At 51.5% G+C, this 25,325-nt stretch carries 27 protein-coding genes; 20 read left to right on the forward strand and 7 right to left on the reverse strand.

Annotation, left to right across the window (positions count from 1 at the left end):
- The first annotated feature begins 13 nt into the window (after window positions 1-13).
- Window positions 14-271 (forward strand): hypothetical protein, encoded by a 258-nt coding sequence (locus HNY42_RS07390; protein ID WP_026828680.1) that lies wholly within the window; start codon window positions 14-16, stop codon window positions 269-271.
- Between the two features lie 40 nt (window positions 272-311).
- Here the strand turns inward: HNY42_RS07390 and HNY42_RS07395 are convergent, their stop codons facing one another.
- The 3 genes from HNY42_RS07395 to HNY42_RS07405 are packed head-to-tail and all read right to left on the reverse strand — an operon-like array spanning window position 312 to window position 2,083.
- Entirely contained in the window at window positions 312-716 is a 405-nt protein-coding gene (locus tag HNY42_RS07395) for a DUF350 domain-containing protein (RefSeq protein WP_026828679.1), read from the reverse strand.
- Window positions 717-728: 12 nt separating this feature from the next.
- Window positions 729-905, reverse strand: a complete 177-nt coding sequence (locus HNY42_RS07400) for a hypothetical protein (protein WP_165871658.1) — start codon at window positions 903-905, stop codon at window positions 729-731.
- A 56-nt stretch (window positions 906-961) separates the two neighbouring features.
- The gene (locus HNY42_RS07405) at window positions 962-2,083 is read right to left on the reverse strand and encodes a GGDEF domain-containing protein (protein ID WP_188005347.1); all 1,122 of its coding nucleotides are present in this window, start codon (window positions 2,081-2,083) and stop codon (window positions 962-964) included.
- Window positions 2,084-2,337: 254 nt separating this feature from the next.
- Here HNY42_RS07405 and HNY42_RS07410 point away from each other — a divergent pair, with 254 nt between their 5' ends.
- The 8 genes from HNY42_RS07410 (at window position 2,338) to HNY42_RS07445 (ending at window position 9,590) form a co-directional block, all read left to right on the forward strand.
- On the forward strand, window positions 2,338-3,777 hold the full coding sequence (locus tag HNY42_RS07410) for a GntP family permease (RefSeq protein ID WP_131502923.1): 1,440 nt from the start codon (window positions 2,338-2,340) through the stop codon (window positions 3,775-3,777).
- A 32-nt stretch (window positions 3,778-3,809) separates the two neighbouring features.
- Entirely contained in the window at window positions 3,810-4,511 is a 702-nt protein-coding gene (locus tag HNY42_RS07415) for a CoA transferase subunit A (RefSeq protein WP_188005348.1), read from the forward strand.
- Between the two features lie 12 nt (window positions 4,512-4,523).
- The gene (locus tag HNY42_RS07420) at window positions 4,524-5,186 is read left to right on the forward strand and encodes a 3-oxoacid CoA-transferase subunit B (protein ID WP_131502921.1); all 663 of its coding nucleotides are present in this window, start codon (window positions 4,524-4,526) and stop codon (window positions 5,184-5,186) included.
- Window positions 5,187-5,191: 5 nt separating this feature from the next.
- A complete protein-coding gene (locus HNY42_RS07425) occupies window positions 5,192-5,968 on the forward strand; it encodes a 3-hydroxybutyrate dehydrogenase (RefSeq protein ID WP_131502920.1) in 777 nt (258 codons plus the stop codon).
- Between the two features lie 13 nt (window positions 5,969-5,981).
- The gene (locus HNY42_RS07430) at window positions 5,982-7,172 is read left to right on the forward strand and encodes an acetyl-CoA C-acetyltransferase (RefSeq protein WP_131502919.1); all 1,191 of its coding nucleotides are present in this window, start codon (window positions 5,982-5,984) and stop codon (window positions 7,170-7,172) included.
- Window positions 7,173-7,350: 178 nt separating this feature from the next.
- Entirely contained in the window at window positions 7,351-8,097 is a 747-nt protein-coding gene (locus HNY42_RS07435; RefSeq protein WP_188005349.1) for a methionine ABC transporter ATP-binding protein, read from the forward strand.
- A complete protein-coding gene (locus tag HNY42_RS07440) occupies window positions 8,090-8,752 on the forward strand; it encodes a methionine ABC transporter permease (protein WP_188005350.1) in 663 nt (220 codons plus the stop codon). The genes HNY42_RS07435 and HNY42_RS07440 overlap by 8 nt, the downstream gene beginning before the upstream one ends.
- 19 nt (window positions 8,753-8,771) lie before the next feature.
- Window positions 8,772-9,590, forward strand: a complete 819-nt coding sequence (locus tag HNY42_RS07445) for a MetQ/NlpA family ABC transporter substrate-binding protein (RefSeq protein ID WP_188005351.1) — start codon at window positions 8,772-8,774, stop codon at window positions 9,588-9,590.
- A gap of 96 nt (window positions 9,591-9,686) precedes the next feature.
- On the opposite strand, the gene HNY42_RS07450 is transcribed toward HNY42_RS07445, so the two are convergent.
- Both HNY42_RS07450 and HNY42_RS07455 read right to left on the reverse strand, forming a co-directional pair.
- A complete protein-coding gene (locus tag HNY42_RS07450; protein WP_188005426.1) occupies window positions 9,687-10,280 on the reverse strand; it encodes a DUF2268 domain-containing putative Zn-dependent protease in 594 nt (197 codons plus the stop codon).
- A gap of 18 nt (window positions 10,281-10,298) precedes the next feature.
- A complete protein-coding gene (locus tag HNY42_RS07455; protein ID WP_188005352.1) occupies window positions 10,299-10,631 on the reverse strand; it encodes a hypothetical protein in 333 nt (110 codons plus the stop codon).
- A 297-nt stretch (window positions 10,632-10,928) separates the two neighbouring features.
- Between HNY42_RS07455 and brnQ the strand changes: the two genes are divergently transcribed.
- The gene (brnQ, locus tag HNY42_RS07460; RefSeq protein ID WP_188005353.1) at window positions 10,929-12,269 is read left to right on the forward strand and encodes a branched-chain amino acid transport system II carrier protein; all 1,341 of its coding nucleotides are present in this window, start codon (window positions 10,929-10,931) and stop codon (window positions 12,267-12,269) included.
- 182 nt (window positions 12,270-12,451) lie between these two features.
- A complete protein-coding gene (locus HNY42_RS07465; protein WP_131503178.1) occupies window positions 12,452-12,769 on the forward strand; it encodes an antibiotic biosynthesis monooxygenase in 318 nt (105 codons plus the stop codon).
- 42 nt (window positions 12,770-12,811) lie between these two features.
- On the opposite strand, the gene HNY42_RS07470 is transcribed toward HNY42_RS07465, so the two are convergent.
- Window positions 12,812-13,807 carry a FecCD family ABC transporter permease gene (locus tag HNY42_RS07470; RefSeq protein WP_188005354.1) on the reverse strand — a complete coding sequence of 332 codons (996 nt, stop codon included), beginning with the start codon at window positions 13,805-13,807 and terminating at the stop codon, window positions 12,812-12,814.
- The gene (locus HNY42_RS07475) at window positions 13,807-14,814 is read right to left on the reverse strand and encodes a FecCD family ABC transporter permease (RefSeq protein ID WP_188005355.1); all 1,008 of its coding nucleotides are present in this window, start codon (window positions 14,812-14,814) and stop codon (window positions 13,807-13,809) included. Before HNY42_RS07475 ends, HNY42_RS07470 begins: the two co-directional genes overlap by 1 nt.
- 104 nt (window positions 14,815-14,918) lie before the next feature.
- Between HNY42_RS07475 and HNY42_RS07480 the strand changes: the two genes are divergently transcribed.
- From HNY42_RS07480 to HNY42_RS07520, 9 genes are all read left to right on the forward strand, one after another.
- Window positions 14,919-16,403, forward strand: a complete 1,485-nt coding sequence (locus tag HNY42_RS07480) for a helix-turn-helix domain-containing protein (protein WP_188005356.1) — start codon at window positions 14,919-14,921, stop codon at window positions 16,401-16,403.
- Between the two features lie 87 nt (window positions 16,404-16,490).
- The gene (locus HNY42_RS07485) at window positions 16,491-17,408 is read left to right on the forward strand and encodes an ABC transporter substrate-binding protein (protein ID WP_131973051.1); all 918 of its coding nucleotides are present in this window, start codon (window positions 16,491-16,493) and stop codon (window positions 17,406-17,408) included.
- Between the two features lie 94 nt (window positions 17,409-17,502).
- The gene (locus HNY42_RS07490) at window positions 17,503-19,230 is read left to right on the forward strand and encodes an IucA/IucC family protein (protein ID WP_188005357.1); all 1,728 of its coding nucleotides are present in this window, start codon (window positions 17,503-17,505) and stop codon (window positions 19,228-19,230) included.
- Entirely contained in the window at window positions 19,187-20,833 is a 1,647-nt protein-coding gene (locus HNY42_RS07495; RefSeq protein ID WP_188005358.1) for an IucA/IucC family protein, read from the forward strand. The genes HNY42_RS07490 and HNY42_RS07495 overlap by 44 nt, the downstream gene beginning before the upstream one ends.
- On the forward strand, window positions 20,820-22,028 hold the full coding sequence (locus tag HNY42_RS07500; protein ID WP_131502907.1) for an AMP-binding protein: 1,209 nt from the start codon (window positions 20,820-20,822) through the stop codon (window positions 22,026-22,028). Before HNY42_RS07495 ends, HNY42_RS07500 begins: the two co-directional genes overlap by 14 nt.
- Window positions 22,025-22,279 (forward strand): phosphopantetheine-binding protein, encoded by a 255-nt coding sequence (locus tag HNY42_RS07505; protein ID WP_131502906.1) that lies wholly within the window; start codon window positions 22,025-22,027, stop codon window positions 22,277-22,279. The genes HNY42_RS07500 and HNY42_RS07505 overlap by 4 nt, the downstream gene beginning before the upstream one ends.
- On the forward strand, window positions 22,279-23,280 hold the full coding sequence (locus HNY42_RS07510; protein ID WP_188005359.1) for a DUF6005 family protein: 1,002 nt from the start codon (window positions 22,279-22,281) through the stop codon (window positions 23,278-23,280). The genes HNY42_RS07505 and HNY42_RS07510 overlap by 1 nt, the downstream gene beginning before the upstream one ends.
- Window positions 23,225-24,052 (forward strand): sugar phosphate isomerase/epimerase family protein, encoded by an 828-nt coding sequence (locus HNY42_RS07515; protein ID WP_188005360.1) that lies wholly within the window; start codon window positions 23,225-23,227, stop codon window positions 24,050-24,052. The genes HNY42_RS07510 and HNY42_RS07515 overlap by 56 nt, the downstream gene beginning before the upstream one ends.
- A gap of 99 nt (window positions 24,053-24,151) precedes the next feature.
- Window positions 24,152-25,261 carry a glycerol dehydrogenase gene (locus HNY42_RS07520; protein ID WP_188005361.1) on the forward strand — a complete coding sequence of 370 codons (1,110 nt, stop codon included), beginning with the start codon at window positions 24,152-24,154 and terminating at the stop codon, window positions 25,259-25,261.
- Window positions 25,262-25,325: the final 64 nt, after the last annotated feature.

Raw genomic sequence — 25,325 nt, forward strand, 5'->3', positions numbered from 1 at the left:
AGAAGGGAAACCGATGCGGTTACGAAAACGGTATGTGTTCGGAGCAAGTGTATTGGCGGGGGCGGGTCTTCTTTTATTGAAGAACAAAGAGCAAAAAAATACGGATCCGCTAAAAGAGTATTTAACGCATCTCGATCAGGACTCAAGTCCAGATGCCGACAAAGATCCGGATGAAGTCGGATTGACGAAACTCGATTCGATTTACCGGGCGGAGTGGCAGGCGAACGGCTATCCCCGTTCGCAAAAAGAACTCGAAGATTTGGAAAAATGAAAAGCGCCGACAATCCACGAGCGGATTGTTGGCGCTTTTTTTAGTATGTAAGGGAACCGGCGATGATCAGACCAATCGAAATTGAAAGAAACAGCAATAATAAACCAACGGCTTCATTATTGGCATCGATTTCTTTCGTCATACTGATCCGCGGAATGATCAAGTCTGCCAAATAGAACAGGACGATTTGGAAGACGATTGCTAAAGCTCCCCATAAGACCATATCGAGGATGCTGACCGAGTTCGTGATACTGGAGTAGAGAACGATCGCAAGACCAAGGATTCGTCCGCCGAATGCATAAACGGCCGCTTTTTTTCCTTGACGGATTAGCTCCATCTCTTTTGATTTGGTCGTCACTTCAAACAGGACGACGCCGATAGCAAGTAAAAGTGTAGCCACTCCGATATACGCAAGTGTCGAGACGAACAGTTCACTGAAGCCCATCTTAATTCCTCCTTAGGAATGATTGGATTTGTTTCGTTCTTTTCGTTGTTGCCAGGCAACGTACCCTTCGAGCATCGCTCCGACTAAAATCCCGGCGGAGACATACAGGTAAAAATTATCCCCGATGAAGCCGAAGAGCAGTCCGAGCAGCAGACCAATGATAATGTAAGGTCCTTTTGTTAATTTCATGATGAATCACCTTCCTCATCATCAAACGTAGCCGATTTTTCCGGATTCGTCCATCCCTAATCGACAGAATGAGTCACAGCTACTTCGAGTTCGCGTGTAAAAAGTGTCACCCGGTTGCGTCCGTTTTGTTTGGAATGATAAAGTGCGACGTCCGCATCCGTCACAAGTTGCTGAATCTCTGATGTTGATTTCGGGAAAAGTGCGACTCCGAACGAAGCTGTCAACGGCAGTTGCGTCCCATTCGACAATTGAAACGGAGACGTCGCAATCCGTTCCCGCAACTGTTCAGCCAGCGCCAGGACTTTTGCATCCGTCAACTGTTCGACGAGAATGGAAAATTCCTCACCCCCGTTACGGGAGATGAATCCGGCATCCGTCACACCGTCCCGCAAACGGGAGGCGAATTGACGCAGGACCTCGTCACCGGCTTCGTGACCGAACGTATCATTGACATGTTTGAAATGATCGATATCGATCGTAATCAACGCTACTTCATGTTGCTGTAAAATCGTTTGTTGCTTTAAATCATCAAAATGATCCGTAAACGCACGGAAATTATGTAAGCCGGTCAAAAAATCACGTTGTGCCGTTTGTTGCCATGTCCGCATCGACTGTTTCGTCAAACGGATGTCACGGATGATGACGAGTGCAAGCCAACTGCTGATGAAGGAAGCGGGCAGGACGACACTGAGGATATCGAAGAGGAGACCCGTGTCAGCTAAGACAAATATCAAAACGATTCCATGCAGGACAGTCGCATAGACAGTGACCATTGTAAAGGTCCGCTTGGAATAGATCGGCAACCACTTGACGAGAAGCGACGTCCCGACAGCAATCAGGATGATGAACAGTGCTGCCGCATACGCTGAGCTGTTCAGATTAATGCTGAACCGGTAAAGAATGATGACACTTGTCACAATCATCGTCGGCAACGGACCGGCAAAATAAGCGGCAACGATGACAGGAATGTGCCGCAAGTCGACTAAAACACCGGGAACGGGCTCAATCGTCAGTTGCATCAGCAACCAAGATAAGATACTCAGGCTGATTCCGTACAAAATGCGGACTGAGCGTTTGGAATCGACGGTAATCGGATGCGGTGACAGCTTTCCGAGCAGGTAAAAACCGCTCATCAATAGGGTCAGGTTATGGAGAAGATCATACAAAATGGTTTTCAAATTCAGGCACCTTGCTTTCGTTTGACAAATCGTTCTACCGTTTAGAATACGCTATTGACGTCAAATAGTCCTCCATCTGGTCAAAAGATTTCCGAAAAAGACATCAAAAAATAAATGTGTCTATAATGTGAAGTTATAGAACCTATAAGCTGTACTTATAGGTTTAGGGTTTTTGATTGACCATCCGGTGATTCAATTGTTAAATGATGAAGAAGCAATTGAAAGCGCTTACTAAATTTTAAAGGAGATCCATCATGGAACTGATTATCATTCTTCTTGCCTTATCTTTATTAATGTTCGTAGCGTACCGTGGCTTTTCAGTCATCTTATTTGCTCCGATCTGTGCTCTGTTCGCTGTCTTACTGACGAATCCGGATTGGGTCTTGCCGTTCTTCTCCAACATCTTCATGGAAAAAATGGTGGGATTCATTAAAGCCTACTTCCCGGTCTTCCTGCTCGGAGCGATTTTCGGGAAAGTCGTCGAAATGTCAGGAATCGCTGAATCGATCGCGAAGTCGATCATTCGGATGATCGGAGCGAAACGGGCGATTCTTGCCATCGTGTTGCTTGGCGCGATTTTGACGTATAGCGGTGTCAGCCTGTTCGTCGTCGTCTTTGCCGTCTATCCGTTCGCAGCGAACTTGTTCCGCGAAGCGAATATCCCGAAACGCTTGATTCCGGGAACGATTGCCCTTGGTGCGTTTACGTTTACGATGGATGCCTTGCCGGGGACACCGCAAATCCAGAACGTCATTCCGACGACGTTCTTTAAAACGGATATCTATGCGGCACCAATCATGGGATCAATCGGCGGCTTGATCATCCTGACGGTCGGGATGTTCTATCTTGAATCCCGTAAACGTAAAGCTCATCAAGCTGGGGAAGGGTATGCCGGATTTGAAGCGACGGCAGCCAGTACGGCTCCGCAGATGGAATTGAAAAATGAACCGGAACTGACGCTCGAGACGGCACAACAACCGGTTTACCGCCAAGTCCTGGCATTTGTGCCGTTGATTTTAGTCGCTGTCATGAACAAATACTTTACGCTCGCGATTCCGGCATGGTATCCGGAAGGTTTTGATTTCGCCGCGATCGGTCTTGAAGCATTCGGGAAAATCGAGACGCCGGCCGTTCTTGCCATCTGGTCCGTCCAAATGGCCTTGATCATCGGGATTATCTCCGCGATGCTGTATGACTTCAAAAAAGTCCGGACGAACTTCCAGGCCGGATTGAACCTCAGTATCGGTGGTGCCTTACTTGCTGTCATGAATACCGGAGCCGAGTACGGATTCGGCGGTGTCATCGCCGCTTTACCGGGCTTCAAGACGGTCTCGAACGGGATTTCATCGACGTTCACCGATCCGCTCGTCAACGGAGCGGTCACGACGACGGCACTTGCCGGGGTAACCGGTTCTGCGTCCGGCGGAATGGGCATCGCGCTCAGTGCGATGTCGGATAAATATACACAAGCGATCACGTCAGGCGGCGTCCCGCCGGAAGTCATGCACCGGGTCATCTCGATGGCGTCCGGCGGCATGGATACGTTACCGCACAACGGAGCCGTCATCACGTTGCTTGCCGTCACCGGCTTGACGCACCGTCAGTCGTACCGTGACATCTTTATGATTACGATTTTAAAGACAGTGACGGTCTTCCTGATGATCGGACTTTACAATCTGACAGGTCTTTATTAAGCATTTGGGTTTAAAAAAGGGGGAAATGAACGATGCAACAGGGGAAAATCTACGATTCATTTACAGAAGCGACAGCTGATATTTTTGACGGGGCGACACTCGTCGTCGGGGGATTCGGTTTATGCGGGATTCCGGAGAAATCGATTGCTGCCTTGCAGGAAAAAGGGGTCAAGGACTTGACGGTCGTCAGCAACAACTGTGGCGTCGATGACTTCGGACTCGGCATCTTATTACAATCACGTCAAATCAAAAAGATGGTCTCGTCCTACGTCGGGGAAAACAAGACGTTTGAGCAACAGTACTTAAGCGGAGAGATTGAGGTCGATCTCGTGCCGCAGGGGACACTGGCAGAACGGATCCGGGCCGGCGGAGCGGGCATTCCCGGCTTTTATACACCAACTGGCGTCGGGACACCGATTGCGGAAGGCAAGGAACAAAAAGAGTTCGACGGGAAAACCTATCTGCTCGAAGAAGGGATCGTCGGTGATTTTGCGCTCGTCAAAGCCTGGAAAGCGGACAAGCTCGGTAATCTCGTTTTCCGGAAAACATCGCGGAACTTCAATCCGCTCGTCGCGACAGCCGGCAAAGTGACGATCGTCGAAGTCGAAGAACTGGTTGAAGTCGGTGAACTCGATCCAAATGAAATCCATACACCGGCCGTTTACGTCCAGCGCATCATCGTCGGGACGGACTACGAAAAACGCATCGAACGCCGGACATTCCGGGAAGCATAAGGGGGAGATACTATGGCAACGTCAAGAGAAATCATTATCAACCGCGCGCTGCAGGAAATCGAGGACGGCATGTACGTCAATCTCGGAATCGGGATTCCGACACTAATCGCCAATGCGATTCCGGATGATGTCCACGTCATGCTGCAATCGGAAAACGGGTTGCTCGGCATCGGACCGTATCCGCTCGAACATGAAGTCGACGCCGACGAAATCAATGCCGGCAAAGAGACGGTTACGGCACAAAAAGGCGCGTCCTATTTCGACAGTGCCGAATCGTTTGCGATGATCCGCGGTGGTCACATTGATCTTGCGATTCTAGGCGGGATGGAGGTCGCCGAAAACGGTGACCTCGCGAACTGGATGATTCCCGGCAAGATGGTCAAGGGAATGGGCGGGGCAATGGATCTCGTCAACGGCGCGAAACGGGTTGTCATCATCATGGAACACGTCAATAAGTACGGCGAGTCGAAGGTCAAGACACGTTGTACGTTACCGTTGACCGGCAGTCAAGTCGTCAACCGGTTGATCACGGATAAAGCGGTCTTTGATTTCACGGAAGCCGGGATGGTCTTGATTGAGACATTGGACGGACTCACAGTCGAAGACATCCGCAACGTGACGGAAGCGGACTTCACTGTCAGTCCGGAACTTGAACGCATCAGCATAGGGGAGTGAGTCGAATGGTCAATGGAGATATCGTCCTTGTGACGGGAGCAGGAAGCGGGATCGGGCTTGAAATCTCGACAGCCTTCGCAGAGGCAGGCGCGAAGGTCGTCATTACGGACGTCAATACGGAAGCAGCTGAAAAAGCAGCGAAGTCGTTACAGGGAGCGGGACATGATGTCATCGGACTGACGTTGAACGTGACGGATGAAGCGCAAGTTCAGTCAGTTTTTGCCGAGACAATCAAGCGGTACGGCCGACTTGATGTCCTGATCAATAATGCCGGTTTACAGCACGTCTCACCAATCGAAGACTTCCCGACAGAGAAGTTCGAACTGATGATTAAAATCATGCTGACGGCTCCGTTCATTGCGATTAAACATGCGTTTCCGCTCATGAAGGAGCAAGGATACGGCCGGATCATCAACATGGCATCGATCAACGGCTTGATCGGCTTTGCCGGAAAAGCGGCCTATAACTCGGCAAAACACGGTCTGCTCGGTCTGACGAAAGTCGCGGCACTGGAAGGGGCGGAACACGGCATCACAGTCAACGCCTTATGTCCGGGGTACGTCGATACACCGCTCGTTCGCAATCAGATGGCGGATCTCGCGAAAACACGACAGGTCGAATTGGAAAAAGTCCTCGAAGACGTCATCTATCCGCTCGTTCCGCAAAAACGATTGCTTGCCGTCGAGGAAATCGCCGATTATGCGTTATTCCTCGCAAGCCGCAAAGCAAAAGGGATTACGGGACAGGCCAATGTCTTAGACGGCGGTTATACGATTCAATAAGGGGGAAATCAGCATGAGCGAGCAAGTTGTCATCGTCAGCGCGACACGAACGGCAATCGGCAGTTTTAACGGCAGTTTAAAGGATGTCCCGGCAACGAAGCTCGGCGCAACGGTCATCCAAGCGGCGCTCGAACAAGCGAATGTCGCACCGGACCTCGTCGAGGAGGTCATCATGGGCAACGTTCTTCAGGCGGGACTCGGACAAAATCCGGCCCGTCAGGCGAGTCTCCTCGCAGGTCTTCCGGAAACGGTTCCGGCCATGACGATCAATAAAGTCTGCGGCTCCGGGCTGAAGGCGATTCACCTCGCGTTCCAAGCTATCAAGTCCGGCGAGGCCGACATCATCGTCGCCGGCGGGATGGAAAACATGAGTCAGGCACCGTACGTGTTAAGCGGTGCCCGGACCGGCTTACGGATGGGAGACCAGCCGCTTGTCGATACGATCATCAAAGACGGACTCGAATGTGCCTTCAATGACTATCATATGGGAATCACGGCGGAAAACTTAGCCGAGCAATATACGATTTCCCGTGAAGCACAGGATCAGTTCGCAGCGTCAAGTCAACAAAAAGCGGGACAGGCCATCGAAGCGGACCGGTTCCAAGCGGAAATTACACCAGTCGAGATTCCGCAGCGCAAAGGCGAACCGGTCGTGTTTGCACAAGACGAGTTCCCGCGTGCCGGAACGACAGCGGAATCACTTGCCCGCTTGCGTCCGGCCTTCAAAAAAGGCGGTACAGTGACAGCCGGCAATGCATCGGGTATCAATGACGGAGCGGCAGCAGTCGTCGTCATGTCGGCCCGGAAGGCGAAAGAACTCGGCCTGACACCACTTGTCGAAATCGTTGCGAACGGTACGTCCGGTGTTGACCCGAGCATTATGGGAATCGGTCCCGTCAAGGCCGTCGGACAGGCGTTACGAAAAGCGGGTCTCGAACTGGATGCCATCGACGTCATCGAGGCGAACGAAGCGTTTGCTGCCCAATCGCTTGCAGTTGACGCAGAACTCCAGTTTGATCCGGCAAAGTTGAACCGAAACGGCGGGGCGATTGCGCTCGGTCACCCGATCGGCGCCAGTGGAACACGGATCATGGTGACGTTGATCCACGAGATGTTACGGACCGGAGAAAGCCATGGTCTCGCGACACTTTGCATCGGGGGCGGCCAAGGAATTGCGACGATCGTCAAGAAGTATGAAGGATAATCAAAGCTATTGAATGCTGGAAATACGACCCTGGACTTTACGTTCAGGGTTTTTCTGTTTTACTTTCTGAATGATTTACTTAATTAGAGAAGTGACGCGGGAAAGAAAAAAAGCACACGACATGACAAAAACAGATAGCTTACGGTAAAATGAAACACGTTGCAAGGGAGGGTGTCAGATGATTTCATTACAGAATGTCAGTAAAAGTTTTTCCGGACAACCGGTCATCCAGTCCGTCGCCCTCTCGATTGAACAGGGCGAGATGCATGGCATCATCGGTGCGAGCGGTGCCGGGAAATCGACGTTACTCCGGCTGATGAACCTGCTCGAACGGCCGGATACCGGGCGGGTCGAATTTGACGGAATGGATTTAACAAACCTGTCGAACCGACAGCTGCGGCAGACCCGGCAAAATATCGGGATGATTTTTCAAGACTTTAATCTGATCGAAAACAAGACGGTCGAACAAAACATTGGTGTTTCACTTGAACTCGCCCGTGTCAAAAAACGAGAGCGGGCGGACCGGATTCAGGAGTGTCTCCGGTTTGTCGGACTGGAATCCTTTGCCCGGAAGTATCCGTCCGAACTGAGCGGAGGGCAGAAGCAGCGTGTGGCGATTGCCCGGGCGCTCGCCAACCGCCCGCGCGTTTTGCTGTGTGACGAACCGACGTCTTCGCTCGATCCGAGTACGACGTCGGAAATCTTACGCGTGTTGCAGGATATCAATCAGACACTCGGGGTGACGATCGTACTTGTCAGTCATGAGATGCAGGTGATTCAAAGCATTTGCAACCGGGTCACGATCATGGCAGACGGGCGGATTGAAACGACGATCGCGACCGAACCGGCGGGAATCACGGAAATTACGAGTGATGCCGGTTGGTTCCTGACCCAATTGACGGAGCGGAGGGATTCACATGCCTGATATCGTGCTCGAATATGCGGCGGAAATCAGACTGGCGATCGGACAAACGTTCGTGATGGTCGGAATTTCGATTCTCGCGGCAGTTCTCGTTGGTTTACCGCTCGGAACCTGGCTCTATCTGTCACGTAAAGGGCAGTTGCTGTCGAACCGGTTCGTCTTTTCAAGTTTGAATTTACTTGTCAACACGATCCGCTCGTTTCCGTTTTTATTGCTCATTGTCTTCCTGATTCCGTTTACGCGGTTCATCATCGGGACGGCGATCGGAACGGCAGCAGCGACCGTCCCGCTTGCTGTCATTGCGATCGCCCATTATTCACGGCTCGTCGAACAGTCGCTGCTTGAAGTGCCGAAAGGTGTCGTCGAGGCCGCCGTCTCGATGGGGGCTTCGACACGTGAAGTCGTCCTGAAGTTTTTATTCGTTGAAGCCCGGTCCGGTCTTGTGCTTGGACTGACGACGTCGATCGTCAGCTTCATTTCGTATTCGACGATCATGGGGGTTGTCGGGGGCGGAGGAATCGGCGACTTTGCTGTCCGATACGGTTACCAACAGTTTCAGACGGAATTGATGCTCTATATGATTTTGATTATGGTCATCCTGGTGCAATTGATTCAATTTACCGGGACGACCGTAGCACGCTTGCTCGATAAACGTTAACCGAAAGTAGGAATTCAAGATGAAAAAAATCATGGTATTACTCAGCGTTTTTGTGTTGGCCTTAGCCGGATGCGGCAACGCCGATAAAAAGGATGAACAAGAATCGGCGTCAAAAACAGAGACGTTAAAAGTCGCGTCACTGATCAAACCGATGACGGAAATTCTCGATCTCGTTAAACCGGAACTCAAAAAAGAGGGCGTTAATCTGGAAGTCGTTGTCCTCAGTGACAACGTGCAGCCGAACAGTGCCCTCGCAGCAAAAGAAGTCGATGCGAACTTCTTCCAACACGTCCCGTACATGGAAGAGTTCAACCGCAACAACAAAGCCAATCTTGTTCCGATTCAACCGATTTACTTTGCGAACTACGGTTTGTACTCAAAAGAGTATAAAAAGATGGACCAATTGCCGAAAGGTGCTGTTATTGCCGTCGCAAATGACGTCTCGAACATCGACCGGTCGCTCGCTCTGCTCGCACAGCATGATGCGATCAAGTTGAAAAAGAAAACCGGTCCGTACTACACGATGAAAGACATCACGGAAAACAAACGTAACTTTAAGTTCAAGGAAGTGGATTTGCTGATGCTCGCCCGCCTTTATGATGATGCGGATGCGGTCATCATGACGCCGGCCTATGCTTCACCGCTCGGTCTGACTCCGAAGAAAGATGCCCTTGTGACGGAAGGCGTCGAAAATGACTTTGCGATCACGCTCGTTGCCCGGAAGGACAATCAGGATTCAGAAGCGATTCAAAAGCTTGCGAAAGCAATGACAAGTCCGAAAGTCAAAAAGTTCCTCGAGGACAATTATGACGAAACGGCGATTCCTGCCTTTAAATAAGTGTTCGGATGATAATATCAAAAACCACGGTTCGTATGTCTGTTTCAAAGACACGCGATCCGTGGTTTTTTTAGCATCAGTTTATCGGAATTTTGCCTAACGGATCGTCAACTTCTTCGCATAGCCGGTTTTCTCCAAAATATCAGTTGTCGGCATCTTGGTCCACTTGGCAACGGGAACATCAGGATTTTTCTGGATGAAGTCCGTCATGATCATATAGCCGAGCGTATATTGAGCAAGCGGCGGAATGTCTTTGTCATAGTTGCCGTATCGTAAATCGTACGCATTCACGTTATGGTTGTTGATCTGTGTCAACAGATTTTCCAGCGTATGATCGAGAAACGGTTCGGTCGCTTCCGATTTCCCTTTTGGATAGACCTGCGCAGCAAACATGTCCGCTTCACCTTCCAAAAGGATACCGTTGAACACCGAGTCATGAGTGTTGCTTTCAAAAGCGACAGTATGGTGGTATTCGTGGGCGATGGTATTCGCCAGTGTGTCTTTTGAAAAATCTTTTGCTAAGTAAAGGGTGAACATGTTTGTCCCGGAGGCAAAACCGGTAGCACCGCCGTGACGTTGAATATCAGCCGCATTATGAATCTCATAAGGCGCGACGAAGACTGTCAGCTTATCTGTTCTTGGCAGTGCTTTGATTGAGGTCTGAAGGCTTTTTTTAATCTGTTGATGAATGGAATCCTGATGTTTTTTTTAATAGGCAATCGTTTTGTTCAGTTCTTCTGCATTGTCGGTAGGAATTTCTAAAATGCGTCTGTCCTGATAGGTAGGTGTCAGTTTTTCCTTCTCAATCCACTTATCTTTCACGTCTAAAACGTGTTTTTCAAACAGGGCACCGTTCTCGGTCGGCTCTTTGAGCGTTGCATCGACATATGACTGATATGCATCGTAAAGCGGAATGATTTTTATCGTCTGTTCATCCTGCTTGAATGTCAGTCCCGGTGGTTTTGTTTTTTCGGCTTCCGGTGTGTTGGAACAGCCGGCGAGCAGACTTGCTAACGTCATGCCAATCAACAATCGTTTCATAAAACCCCTCCTATCAACCAAATATACCACAATTATCCATACGGGAATCAGAGACAAAAGATTCCTCTTTTCTGAACTTAGTCAGATGAACTTATGTTACCGATTACATCGTTCAAGCGCATCAGCAGTCATTTTTTAAGAAAAGAGTGAAACAGCAAGGTTTTTTGAGAAATGTCAGAATATTCACCAGATAAACTCCTGGCACGAGGTCACAGACCTGTGTTATCCTTTCGAACGAAGTACCTGATTCGTTGATAAAACATGAATCAGGTCGTAATTAAATCGTGGGGGTTTCTTATGTCTAAAACAGTTCCAACATCCTTTATCGTCGTCATCGGTATGATGCTGTTTGCCTTGTTTTTCGGAGCAGGCAATCTGATTTTTCCACCGATGCTCGGACAAATGGCGGGAGAAAATGTCTGGATTGCCAATGCCGGGTTCCTGGTTACAGGCGTCGGCTTACCGCTGCTTGCGATCTTAGCGTTTGCTTATTCCGGAGAAGCGGATTTACGGGCGATGGCGTCGCGGGTCCACCCGGTCTTCGGTCTTGTCTTTGCCATCATCTTGTACTTAGCGATTGGTCCATTTTTTGCGATTCCGCGCGCTGGAACCGTTTCCTATGAAATCGGGATCAAACCATTTTTCGGGGAAGGCGCATCGTCGACACCGTTGCTGATTTTTTCGATTCTGTTTTATACGCTTGCCTGCCTGTTGTCGCTGAATCCGACAAAAATCGTGGATGTCGTCGGGAAAATTTTGACACCGATCAAGATTACATTCATCGGGCTGTTGATTCTCGTTGCCGTCATTAAGCCAATCGGAAGTTTTCAGAATCCTTTGACGACGTATCAGCACAACGCTTTTTTTAATGGTTTCCAGGAAGGCTATTTGACACTGGATGCCCTCGGAGCGTTTGTCTTCGGTATTATCATCATCTCGGCAATCAAGGAAAAAGGGGTCACGTCGAAAAAACAATTGCTCATTATTTGTTCGAAAGCAGCCCTGATTGCGGCGAGTTTACTTGCCATCACGTATTCGGCCCTTGCCTTCATGGGGGCTTCCAGTGTCTCCAAAATTGGTCCGCTGACGAACGGAGCGGAAATCCTCTCAGCGGTGTCCGACTATTACTTCGGCGCATACGGCTCGATTTTACTCGGTCTGATGATTACGGTCGCATGTCTGACGACGAGTGTCGGTCTGATTACGGCCTGCGCCTCGTTCTTCGCGCTATTGTTACCAAAGATTTCGTACGTCAAGTGGACGATTGGACTGTCGATCTTCAGCGCGCTCGTTGCCAACATCGGTCTGACCCAGTTGATCGCGATTTCAAAACCGGTTCTGCTGACGCTTTATCCACTGGCAATCTGTCTGATTTTCCTGACGTTCCTGCATTCCGTTTTTAAAGGAAAACCGGCGGTCTACCAGGGAGCGATGTGGATGACGTTTGCCGTCAGTTTGTTTGATGGACTGAAAGTGGCAGAAGCACCGGTCGGACCGGTCTTGCGCGTTTTTGAAAACGTGTTGCCGTTCTTCTCCGTCGGACTCGGTTGGGTCGTTCCGGCCATCATCGGAGCCATCTTAGGCGGATTATTCGGGCGGAAAAAAGCCTACCGGCCGGAACAGTCACGCGTTGCTTGAGCAAAGATATTAATCCTATGGATGTTAAGCTGTTTCGATCTTGAATCGAAGCAGCTTTTTTGCTGTCTGTCACATCATCATCGATGGAAACAAATTGGAATGGTATTGACAAAAGGAGGAGGAACGATGATATAGTATTGTTGCAAATGAGATTCATTATCAATTAAAAGGGAGTGGTTTTTCTGTTCATCCAACTTAAAACAATTCGGGTGGAAACCGGTCATGCGGAGTCGATGATTGAACGATTCGCAGGCGAAGGCATCATCGAACAACAACCCGGCTTCATCGATCTCAGTGTCCTGCAAAAAAAGCGGACGCGGGGCGAAGAAGAAGTCATCGTACTGATTCGCTGGGAGTCGGAACAGGACTGGAAAGCGTGGGAGACGAGTGACGTCCATCTTGCAGGTCACCGTGCACGTCGTGGTCAACCGGTGCCGTCGTTCATTTTAGGAAGTGACCAGCAGTATTACGATGTTCTGGGTCAAAAAGGCAAACGCTGAGAAAAAGACCGATCCGTCCACTTGCGGCGAATCGGTCTGCCTTTATTTTCGGAACAATAACACGATGAAATAAGGTGCGCCAAGGATTGCGATGACAATCCCGACCGGAATGTCGGCCGGAGCAAGCAGGTTTTTCCCGATCAAGTCTGCGAGCAACACCAGCAGGCTGCCGAGCAGGGCAGCGACCGGAATCAGACTGTAATGGTTCGGTCCGACAAGACGCCGGGCAATGTGCGGGGCGAGCAGACCGATAAAGGAAATTCCGCCACCGGCAGCGACGCAGGAACCGGCAAGTGCGGCAGCGATCAATAAGATCCGTTTCCGTGTCTGTTCGACTCGGAGTCCTAACGTTTGCGGGAGCGAGCCGCTCAGTTGCAACAGATTCAACGGCCGGCTGTGTAAAAAGGCAAGCGGCACCAAACAGACGATCCAGGGTGCAAGCGTCAAAACGGATGACCAATCCGCCTGCCAGATGCTTCCGGTCAACCAGACCGTCGCCTGCTGAAAATCGCGCGGATCCATCTTCAACTGAAAAATGATCAGGAGGGCGCCGCACAGGGCGTTGATTCCGACGCCGATCAACAACAGACGTCCCGGTTGGACCGCTTTTCCCGCTAATCGGTAAATCGTCCAGGCGACAAGCGTCGCACCGACAAAAGCGACGAACGGCAGAATCGGAAGTTGATGTGTAGCGGAGCGAAAGAAAAACAGTGTCAAGACAACGAACAATCCGGCACCGGCATTGATTCCGAGAATGCCGGGATCGGCGAGGGCATTGCGTGACATCCCTTGAAGTAGTGTCCCGGACACTGCTAGTCCGGCACCGATCAACAATGCGAGTAACATCCGCGGTAACCGGAGATCGATGAGAATCAGCCGTTCAGATTCCGTTCCTTGTCCGATCAACGTTCGGCCGATCGCGCTAAACGAAACGGGAAGAATCCCGGTCGACAGACTGTACACAAATGTCAAAATGAGCAGACTACATAAACAAAACAGCGTCAATCGCGCCTGTTTTACCGCATGCCAGACATCCATCAGACGGACAACTCCTTTCGGCGGGCGAGATAAAGGAAGTAGGGTACTCCGACCAGGGCGGTGACAGCTCCAAGCGGAGTTTCGAACGGCGGATTGATCATTCGTGCCAGCAGGTCGGAAGCAATCAACAACGTCATGCCGAGCAGGGCGCTGACCGGCAGCAACAGGTAATAGTTCGTCCCGACTAAAAAGCGACTGATATGGGGAATGATCAAGCCGACAAAGCCGATGACACCGGCGACCGACACGGCAACACCGGCAAGCAGGACGATGCTGCAAAATCCAAGCAGCCGGACTTTCGTCAACGAGGACCCCAGCCCGGTCGCAACATCTTCTCCGAGCGAGAGGACTGTCATGCTGCGGGCGATATGTAAGGAAATGAGGAGTCCAAGCAGGACGACCGGAAGCAAGACCAACACGTGCGCCCATTTTGCCCCGGATAACCCGCCGGCATACCAAAAGCTGAGATCTTGGGCGACTTGGTGAAACAGGGTGATGCCGGTCGACAGAGCGCTGAATAAAGCACTCAGTGCCGAACCGGCTACGGTCAACGTGACCGGTGAAAAGCGTCCGCGGGCAAATACTGTGATCAGCAAAATGACAGCTGTCCCAAGTGCGGCGCCACCAAACGAAAAGGCAAGCGAAGTCACAAATGAATGCTCCGAGACAAAGGCCAGCGACAAGGCGACTCCAAGTCCTGCTCCGTGGGTGATGCCAAGCAGGGAGGGGTCAGCCAGCGCATTCCGGGTCAACCCTTGCATCATCGTCCCCGACAGCGCCAAAGCAATACCGACAAGCCCGGCGCAAATCAGACGCGGAAGCCGGACTTCTTGAACGAGTTGATGCTGCAGATTACCGGCGTCAAAGGAATGAAACGAGGCAAGGACGGTCGCCCGGGAAATCGGCACGGCACCGTAAAACAAGGACAGTGTACTTAGTAGCGTGAGCAGTCCAACCGTGAGAGCAACAATCGTCAGGATTGAGCGTGGTCGAACGGATGTAGTCATAGACGTCTCTCCTTTTTAATTGAGAATCAGATTCATTATCAACGCGATTAAACGTACATCGAAGACCAATTTTTTGTCAAATGTTTTTTTAGGGAGTGGGCAGGATGGAGTTACAGATCAAACCGTTACCAATCAAGAAGCACTGGTTGCTTGAAGGCGATCGGCGATCAGTCAAGCCGGGACTGGTTATCGTTGTTGCAGGGAGCGGATTTTTATACAGCAACCGGCACCGGTTATACCCGGGCGATGCCGTCTGGATCGAACAAATCGACGAAGTATTGCCGGCTGCAAAAGAGACTTGTTTGTTCTACCACCTGACGTTGACGGGACACCGGTGTGCCCTGTATCGGCAAGATGCAGACATCCTGCATGACTGGTTACGGCAACTGCATGTCAGCCCGACTTCGGAACAGGAAGGGTTGACTCAACTACGAATTCTGTATCAACTGCTTGAGACATTGAACCGCGAACAGGAGAATCATGTGTTTGAGGAAGTGGTCGCTTCGTGGCTGAAGGACTTGTCGATGAAAAGGTCCGTCCATGAGCTGGCGCTTGATCTCGGAATGTCGGTACCGACATTTAACCGGCTGTTCAAAGAGCGGTATCACGCCACACCAAAAGAATATGTGACGCAACTGCGGATTCGCACGGCAAAAGAGTGGATGCTCGCTTCACACGAGATGACGTTGGCGCAAATCGCACAAAAAGTGGGGCTGCAGGACGAATTTTACTTCAGCCGCCTCTTCAAAAAACGGACCGGTCTGTCGCCGACCCATTTTTTACAACGGATTACGCCCCGGATCGGCATTGCCAGCCGCCTCTTGTTGCAGGATCATCTGTTGGCACTTGGTCTGCAACCGATTTTGGCACCGAGTTATCCGACGGAATACGGAGCAAGCGGATTACCCGTGTTTTTGACCGGACTGGACGGAACCCGGTTGTACGACGCGAATCAACCGCTTCAGCGGGAATGGTTCGAGACGACGGCACTGGATTTGATTATCAAGACACCGAGTTTAGAGAAGGGACAGGATATCAGCTGGTTGCCGGCTGACCATGTCCTTGAACTGCCGCATCAAACCTGCTGGAGTGAATATCTCCGACTGATTGCCGTAGCGACGAATCGGGAAGACCGGCTCGAGCCGATCGTCGCGCAGATTACAGCGCTCGAACAAACGGTCAAGGAACGTTTGGCGTGGAACAAGACCGGAACATGGGCTGTCGTCTGGATTCGACCGGACGAGGTGCGTTTATACGGGATGAAGCAACATACGATGCTTGATTTTTTATTTCATGATTTGGGTCTGAAACCGGCACCGGGATTACCTGAAGCCATTTATGAGATTGTCACGCTGGAGACGTTACAACGAGTTGATCCCGAAAACCTGTTGATCTTATGGAGTCAACCGGTTGATGTCGAGCGGATTCAGCAAGAATCGACATGGCAGACCTTGCAGGCGGTCAGGCGCCATCAAGTCTATTATCCGGACAGCGTTGATTGGGATCCTTGGGGACCACTCGGACGCACCCACATGCTGAAGCAATTGTTAGACTATATTGAAAATGAACCACGCTTGATTTGTCCATGAAAGTTGATTGGTTCGTCCATGTTGCTCTTTAGTGATAATGATTATCATTACTAATGAAGAACGAGAGTGAGAGGGGAAAAGAACCACATGAAAAAAATCATCAGTGTCACATCCGTCCTCGCGACGTGTGTTGTATTAGCCGCCTGTGGAGGCGAGGCCAGCGAACAACCGACAAAAAAAGCAGCTGCCGTCCACACTGTTGAACATATTTTTGGAAAGACAGAAGTTCCGAATGATCCGAAAAAAGTGGTTGTCCTGTCGCACGTCTCGTGGGAAGGATCGCTCGTCTCCGTCGGCGTCAAACCGTATGCGGTGATGGCATACGATAATGAGTTTCCACCACACTTGACGAAAGAACTCAAAGGGACAAAGGCATTGCCGTACGCGGACGAAATCAATCCGGAAGAAATCGTCAAACTGGATCCGGACTTGTTGATCATCAGTGACCGGTACAAACCGCTGTATGACAAACTGGCGAAAACGATCCCGACAGTCGCCGTCGAGGTGGGTGGTGACTGGAAAGAAGATCACCTGAAAGTCGCGGAAGCGGTCAACAAGAAAGAAGAAGGACAAGCAGTCATCGATGACTTGGCGAAAGAAGCAAAAGACATCGGTCAACAGATCAAGGAAAACGTCAAGGACGAGACCTTCATGGCGGTCTCGGTCAACAAAAAAGATATTCGGGTCTACGGTCTGACGAACCACGCGACGAACTCGCTGTTGTTTGATGATATCGGGCTGACACCGACGAAAGGTCTCCCAAAAGACTTCGGGGAAAACATTTCGATCGAAGGACTGGCGAAATATAATCCCGACCACATCATTGATCTGTCGTACTTCAACAGTGGACCGTACTACGATGAAGTGACGAACGGAAAGGTCTGGAAAGGGCTGACAGCAGTCAAAAAAAATCAAGTCCACCAATTGTCGACGACGTGGGGCTTCTGGGATCCAATCGAACGCCAAAAAGGATTAACAGAACTTGAAGACGTCTTATTGAAATGACCAGATGAAGAGCAGGAGAAAGAACGGGGAAACCCGTTTTTCTCTTTTTTGACAGTGAGAATGATTATCAATTGTTAGAAGGAGTGTGACAGTCATGACGACACGTACAGAACGAACTGAAGAGATTGCAACCCATGCAACGCTCCAAGCTTTCGGCAACAGCTACCTCCGTGAAGTCGACATGATCGAGTGGTTCATTCCAACAGATGAGGAGAACATCTGGTTCGGTGAGACGGCCTGCCGGATCGACGTCGGGATCATCTATGTCCTAGAAATCCGACGCCGTTCAAGGATCGGGCGTCACGAAATCGGACGGATTTACCGGCAAACGAGCTGCGGATGGACGGAGGAAGCACCATTGACCTTCATCATTGCCTGTTGCCAACATCTGCAACGGCATGCTCCCGGCGTAACAGATTTATTGTACCGGGTCCTCGACAGTCACCGGTGTATGTGTCACGTCATCGCGCATGAGCTGAATGAGCCGATTTGCCCTGAGACGTTTCTTGAACACGAGCAGACGGTCCGGTTCGGACATTGGTTCCACCCGACACCGAAAAGCCGGGTCGGAATGCATGACTGGGAGCAAGTCGCGTATGCACCGGAATTCAGGAACGGGTTCCAACTCGATTATTTTGCGGTTGATGAATCCCTGCTGACGGAAGCCAGTGCGACGAATCAACGGATCAGCGAACAGATGCGGAAGCAACTCGGATCAGCAGTAGCACTGTCAGCGTCAGAACGCCTGTTACCCGCGCATCCTTTGCAGGCGCAACATCTTTTGTTGCAACCGACTGTGCAACAGTTGATCGCGACGAACGAACTTCGCCATCTCGGCCGACTGGGTCCGACGTACTTCGCGACATCTTCAATCCGGACGATCCTGCAAGCGGATCGGTCGCATATGCTGAAGTTTTCGATTCCGGTCCAGGTCACCAATTCGCGTCGCGTCAATAAACGGCATGAACTGACTGCGGGACTCGTCATGCGGCGTCTCGCCGAACAAATTTCGTTTCCGGACGGCTTTTCGATTACCCATGATCCGGCATACGCAACGGTTCAGACCGGTGCAGACGAGTCCGGTTTTGAAGTCATCTACCGCGAAGCCCAAGGAGATGCAATCAACGTCGCGGCACTCGTTCAGGAACCGCTCGATCAAGAACAGTCCGTCCTAGCATCGCTCGTCTTGAAGTCAAAGCGAGCGGATCAATCGCTGCCTCAAGCGGCCCGGGACTGGTTCGAGACGTATATCGAACTGACACTCGGGACCTTGGTCGAGTTGTATGAACACTACGGGATTGCGCTCGAAGCGCACCAGCAAAACAGTCTGATCCGGTTTGAACACGGACGTCCTGTCAGCTACCAGTTTCGCGATAATCAGGGGTATTATCTCGCCCGTTCGAACAAAAACCAGCTAATCCACCTCGAAGCCTCACTGGCAGACGCACCGGAATTGTTCTACGACGAAACGACGATCAAGGAGCGGTTGACGTATTACATGATCTGGAATCACTTGGCCGGTCTGATCCATCGGTTTGACCGCGACGGCTTGCTTGCGGAATCAACGATGCTCGAGTGGGTCGGAACGTGGTGCGATCAAAAAATTCAGATCTTATCGGGACGTGGCAAGGATTGGCTCGAATATGTCCGTTCACGGCCGACGTTACCGTATAAAGCGAACTTGTTGACACGGCTCCATGCGCTCGACGAACTCGAAGTCAGCGGCGAGCGGGTGATCTTCATCGAAATCGACAATCCATTACACCGGGAGGTCCGCCATGCGAACGACGAACGAACGACGTGTCTGCAAACAACTTCTTGAAGCCATCCTGTTTGAACGGATCGAACCGTTCATCGAACACCGGCGACAGGGACAGACAACGTTTCGTTTTGTCCGTCCGCCGTATGAACTGACAGTCGACGGCAGACGGGGAGCGTTTGACCGCGTTTGGCTCGACATCGAGACGGTCGTCTTGACGCGGAGAAATCACGAGCAATCGCCGACGCTTGAGCACATCATGGACTGTTTTCAACTCGCGGAGCCGCTGCGGTTGGAACTGAGGCAGACGGTTCAGTTTGCCGACGTGTGTCCGACATATCCCGAGCTGCGGACGCATCTGTCCTACGAACAACTGGAACAAGCATTGGTCGAAGGGCATCCGTACCATCCGTGTTTTAAGTCCCGGATTGGCTTTTCGCGTGACGACCACTCGCGCTATGGACCGGAAGCAGGACAACGTTTCCGGTTACACTTTGTTGCCCTCCCGGTATCAATCGTTCATCAACAACGCATGGAAGGTGTGATGGAGCAGACGTTTGGTCGCAAGACGTATCTCCGGTTGCAGGAAAAGCTGGCCTCTGCGGTCGACGATCCGACCGGTTATCACGTTCTGCCGGTCCACCCGTGGCAATGGCAACACGTCGAAGCGGATGTCCGCGCGTCCGGCGGCATTGATCTGGGGGAAGCCGGACCTCTGTTTCAAGCGACCCAATCGATCCGGACCATTTTTCAACCGGATGCGCCGACGGTTCCGCACATCAAGCTCCCGCTCGATTTGATGCAGACTTCCTCGCGACGGACGTTCACCGTTCCGAACATTGTCGCAGCACCTGTTTTGTCCGACTGGTTGATCGACCGGACGCAAGAACTGCCGGTGACTATACTCCGGGAATTCGCCAGTCAAGTCGTCGAGACGACAGACGGAGACCTGTCGGGACGAATCGGCTGTTTGTACCGGGACAATGTCTTGGCGGCCGTGTCACCGGACGAAACGGTCATCCCGTTGACGGCACTCGCTCTCCGTGAAGGGAACGAGACTCTGTTTCTGGAACCGTGGTTCAAGACCTACGGACGCGAGCGCTGGCTCAAACAGTTTCTGACCGTCTATCTGGAACCGGTTTTCCGGCTGCTTGTTGAAGAAGGAATCGCAGTGGAGGCGCATGCCCAAAATGCTTTGTTGGTCTTGAAGAACGGTTGGCCGACGCGGCTGATGTTGCGGGATTTTCATGACAGCGTTGAATTTGTCCGCTCGTTTGTCGAACGTCCGGAAAAGATTCCGACGTTCGATACGCTGCATCCGGCATTTCGCTCAACGACTAATCTGTACTACGAGATGGGCCAGGTCGAAGCGTTACGCGAGCTCGTCGTCGATACGGTGTTTGTCTTTCATTTGACGGAGTTGTCGCATCAGCTGAAAGAGATACATCAGCTCGACGAGACCACCTTTTTTAACTGGACCGCCGACATACTCGCTGGACTGAATCTGACGCCGGCTCGTTTGGCAACGTTACAACTCGATACGCCGACAATCTATACGGAGTCGCTCGTTGCACGGAAATTCAACACGACGCAGTGCCGGCATCTGGTCCGTAATCCTCTGCAATCCCAAACACCGAAAGGAAGCGAAATGCATGTTATACATTGAAGACACGTTTTATACGAAACAGATGCTGACCGATCATCCGGTCTGTCGACTCAATTGGCTCACGGATCCCGCACAGACCGTCGTTGCCGTCTGCGTCAAGGACACAGCGGCATGGATCGCGTTTTGTCTCTATATGAAACAGATGCACGGGACGGTCGTACCGCTCCATCCGGATTTGCCGGAAGCCGGGGCAAGACGTCTGGCGGAACAAGCGGGATGTGATTATTTAGTGTATGCCGATTTTCAACAGCCGATCCGTTTGGCAGCGTCAACGGTTCGACCGGGAGGATTGATTCAGTTCAGCTCCGGCACGACCGGCGACGCGAAAGTCATTCATCGGACGTGGGCCTCGATTGACGAGGAACTGGCAGCCTATGGTCAACGTTTTCCGTTAACAGTGACGACCGGCACCATCGTTGCCTGCCCGACGTCGCATTCATTCGGATTGATTTGCGGGGTCTTGGCGACACTTGAGCGCGGAGCGACACCGATTATCTTGGAAAACCTGTCACCGAAGCATATTTTACACGTCTGTCAGGCACGTCCGACTGCCATTTTGTATGCCGGACCGGGACTCGTCTATTTACTCAGCCAATTTAAGCAACGGCTGTTTGCGGTGATGATTTCCGGGATGACCGTGCCGACCGTCTGGTTTGAAGCGATTCGGGACGTAACGGATCATCTTTTGCAACAGTACGGCTGTTCGGAAATCGGCTGCATCGCCTTACATCCTGCTCCGAAATCAGCTCAAGCGATCGGCTATCCGTTGCCACATCTGACAATCCAGACCGGTACCATCGACGAGCCGGCTGAGTTGAAAGTGAAGGCAGGAGACCAGTGGATCGGAACCAAAGATTTAATGGGGCAGACGAGTACCGGCGAATTGCTGTTCTTCAGCCGTCTCGACGAAATGATCAATGTGTCCGGACTGTCGGTTTATCCGGCGGATGTCGAGGATGTGTTGCTCCGTCACGATGATGTCGAAGAGGCCGTCGTCTTCAAACGGACAGACCGTCTGCAGGGTGAACGCGTCTGTGTCCAAGTCGTCAGCTCGGCGAAGGAAGCCGCATTGCGGACCTATTGTCGGGAACAGCTTGCGCCCCATCAATGTCCGTCGGATTGGACGTTTGTACCGGCCATTGAAAAGCTGCCGAACGGGAAAGTCAGTCGCGTACGTCTGGGGGTGACGTCATGAATCTGCTCCTTGATTACACGTCATTTCGTCAGATTGTCGAGGAACAGCTGGAGGTCACCTTGCGACAAGCAGTGATGGGAGGCGAACGGCTTCGGGACGACTTGCAGCTGGATTCGATGCGGCTGTTGCAATTGCTCGTTCATCTGGAACTCGAACACGGGTATGTCCTCGCTGATGAGCAGCTTGCTCAACTGCCGCAGATGACGGTCGATCAGTTGCTGCAATCGTTGGCACGAAAGGAGGTCGTCTGATGATTAAAGTTCACTGTCTCGTCAGTTGTGTGTGTGAAGTAATCAAACGATCGGACGCCGACCATCGTCCGTACTACTTTGGTATCTGGGACGCTGACTTTGCGTTGACGTCTGAGTTTGTCCTGTCCCACCATGCGGCGCATATCAGTCATGAAGCAATGCTCGATTGGTACCGCTTGCTGTATGGAATCACCGTTCAGTCCTGGTACGATCCGTCCCGCTCTAAAGCAGCGAACCTCACCGTTCTGGAACAGTTCATGAAAACAAAACGACCTGAACAGTCTGTCATCGTCATGCTCGACCTCGCCCGGTTACCGGAGCGGGAAAACAAGTTTCATCACGAGGTCTTTCCGCATTACGTGATGCTCGAACCAACGGATGATGAAGACAGGTGGCGGATGCTCGATCCGGACTTCCGGTATGAAGGAGAATTTGATCGGACACGGATTCTCCAGGCCGTCAATCAGCCGACCGTCTCCGGTGGGTTTTGGTTTGACGGGAGTCAGGTCAAACTGCCGGACACGGAAACCGTCTCCGCTTATTTCATGAGTGGTCTCAAGCGGCACCATCCGTTGACGGAAGCGGTCGAACAGGTCATCTTACACCATGCGTCGAGCCCGGAAAGGTTGCCGGAGGCGTTAAAGCAACTGCCTGTCATCGCCATCCGCAAATACGCCTATGAGCACGCCTTTGCCTATTTTTATGAACGCTTGGGAATTGATTTAGTGGCGTCCGATTTTGACGACTGGTGTGACAAAATCGAGCGATTGGTCAATCAATATACCATCATTCAACACCGGTCGATTAAATACAGCATGACCCGCGACCGGACAGATTTACTGGATATCCAACAATGGCTCGTCGCACAAACGACGCTGGAAGATGACATCAAACGGCAGCTTGTTGATTTGTTCAGCCGATTTCAACAGAAAGAAGGGGAAACGGATGCAACTCGCACTTTGTACGATCAGCTACCGGCATCATCTACGGTCATTCGATGAATTGGTGAGGTTTGCCGCAGCAAACGAGTTTGAGGCGATGGATGTCTGGGGTGTTCATGCGAAGCATCTGGAGGAAGCAGACCTTGCCTTGTTACAAAACAGCGGAGTTCATGTCAGTATGCTCAGCCATTACCTGTCGTTTGACGCTGCGCTGTCGGTCTTGCTTGAACAAACGAAAGCCTTGTCTCGTCTCGCCCAGCGGCTCGGAACCCGGCGGATCCGGATTTTTGCCGGCCACAAGGCGAGCCATCAACTAACGGAGGCGGAACGGGCGCGACTTGTCTATCAATTGAGCGGCATCTGTAAAGTCTTGGATCAGGCAAAACAGTTGGTGTTGCTTGAAATTCATCCGAATACGGCGGCGGATACAATCGAATCGACGGAGCGGTTATTGCACGAGGTCAACCATCCGGCCTGCCGTGTGAATTTCGATGTTCTCCATGTCGCTGAATCCGGTGCCGATCCGGTCGCAGCCTATCGCCGGATTGAGCCCGTCGTTGAACATCTTCATCTAAAAACGGTGGCGCGAACGGATCAATTTAGCGTTTTTGAACCGGCGAATGTGTATGCAGCAAGCGGCTCACGGGACGGTATGGTGCCGTTGTTTGATGGAATCGTCGACTACGACAGGTTCTTTGAAGAACTCAGGCTGGCGTTAACGACAAAAACAGCGAGTCTCGAATGGTTCGGGGAGAACCCGGATGACCGCTTGGTGACAGACGGACGATTGGTACGTCAGAGTTTGGCACGACAGGTTCTGCAATTCACCTAATGTTCACGGCTCGATGTGTTTAGAGCACGGGGCGAAAAGGAAAGCAATATAATGTAAGTCATTGTTGATGGTCTCATTGAAAAAGAAAGGATGTTGAACATGTCAGAACGTGTTTTCATTAGTCCGGCAAAGTACGTCCAAGGAAAAAATGTCATTGATCGGCTCGGTACATACGTGAGCCCGATTGGTGATGTGGCCCTCGTCATCGCGGATGATGTCGTTTGGGGGATTGTCGAGGAACGTGTCCAAGCTTCATTTTCAACTGAAGGAATCAAAATCGAAAAAGCGGATTTCAGCGGAGAAGCCTCAAAACATGAGGTCGAACGAATTGCGACGCAAGCGAAAGACGCCGCTGTCAAGTTCGTCATGGGTGTAGGCGGCGGGAAAACGCTGGATACAGCCAAAGCCGTCTCCGACGAACTGCATCTGCCGGTTGTCATCGTTCCGACCATCGCGTCGACCGATGCACCGACCAGTGCCTTATCGGTCATTTATTCCGAAGACGGAATTTTTGAAAGTTATCGATTCTACAACAAAAATCCCGATCTTGTTTTGGTCGACACGAAGTTGATCTCGGAAGCACCGGCCCGCTTCTTTGCCTCAGGTATCGCCGACGCACTGGCAACTTGGGTCGAAGTACGGAGTGTCATTGCCTTCGGCGGATCGACGATGGCCGGCGGACGACCGACGATTGCGGCGGAAGCGATCGCGAAACGCTGCGAGGAAGTCCTGTTTGAGCACGGACGCCTCGCCTATGAGTCGGTCCAGGCAAAGGTCGTTACGCCGGCCCTCGAAGCCGTCGTCGAAGCGAACACCTTGCTCAGTGGTCTTGGTTTTGAGAGCGGTGGTCTTGCGGCAGCACACGCCATTCATAACGGGTTCACGGCACTCGACGGGGACATCCATCACCTGACGCACGGTGAAAAGGTTGCGTTCGGGACGCTCGTGCAACTGGCGCTGGAAGAACATCCGCAAGAAGAGATTGAGCGGTACATCGCTTTTTATATGGACCTTGGTCTACCGGTCACACTGGAAGACGTTAAACTGAAAGATGCCTCACGGGAAGACATATTAAAAGTCGGACAGGCGGCAACAGCAGAAGGGGAGACGATTCACAGCGGTTTTGATGTCACGGCCGATGAAGTGGCGGATGCAATCATTGCAGCGGACCGCTATTCGAAAGCGTATCAGGCAAAGTTAAAGAACTGACGATACGTTGTATGGACAGTAAGTAAAAAAGACGATGCCCCATTAAAGGGATGCATCGTCTTTT

The organism is Exiguobacterium sp. Helios (assembly GCF_014524545.1).
GTDB lineage: Bacteria > Bacillota > Bacilli > Exiguobacteriales > Exiguobacteriaceae > Exiguobacterium_A.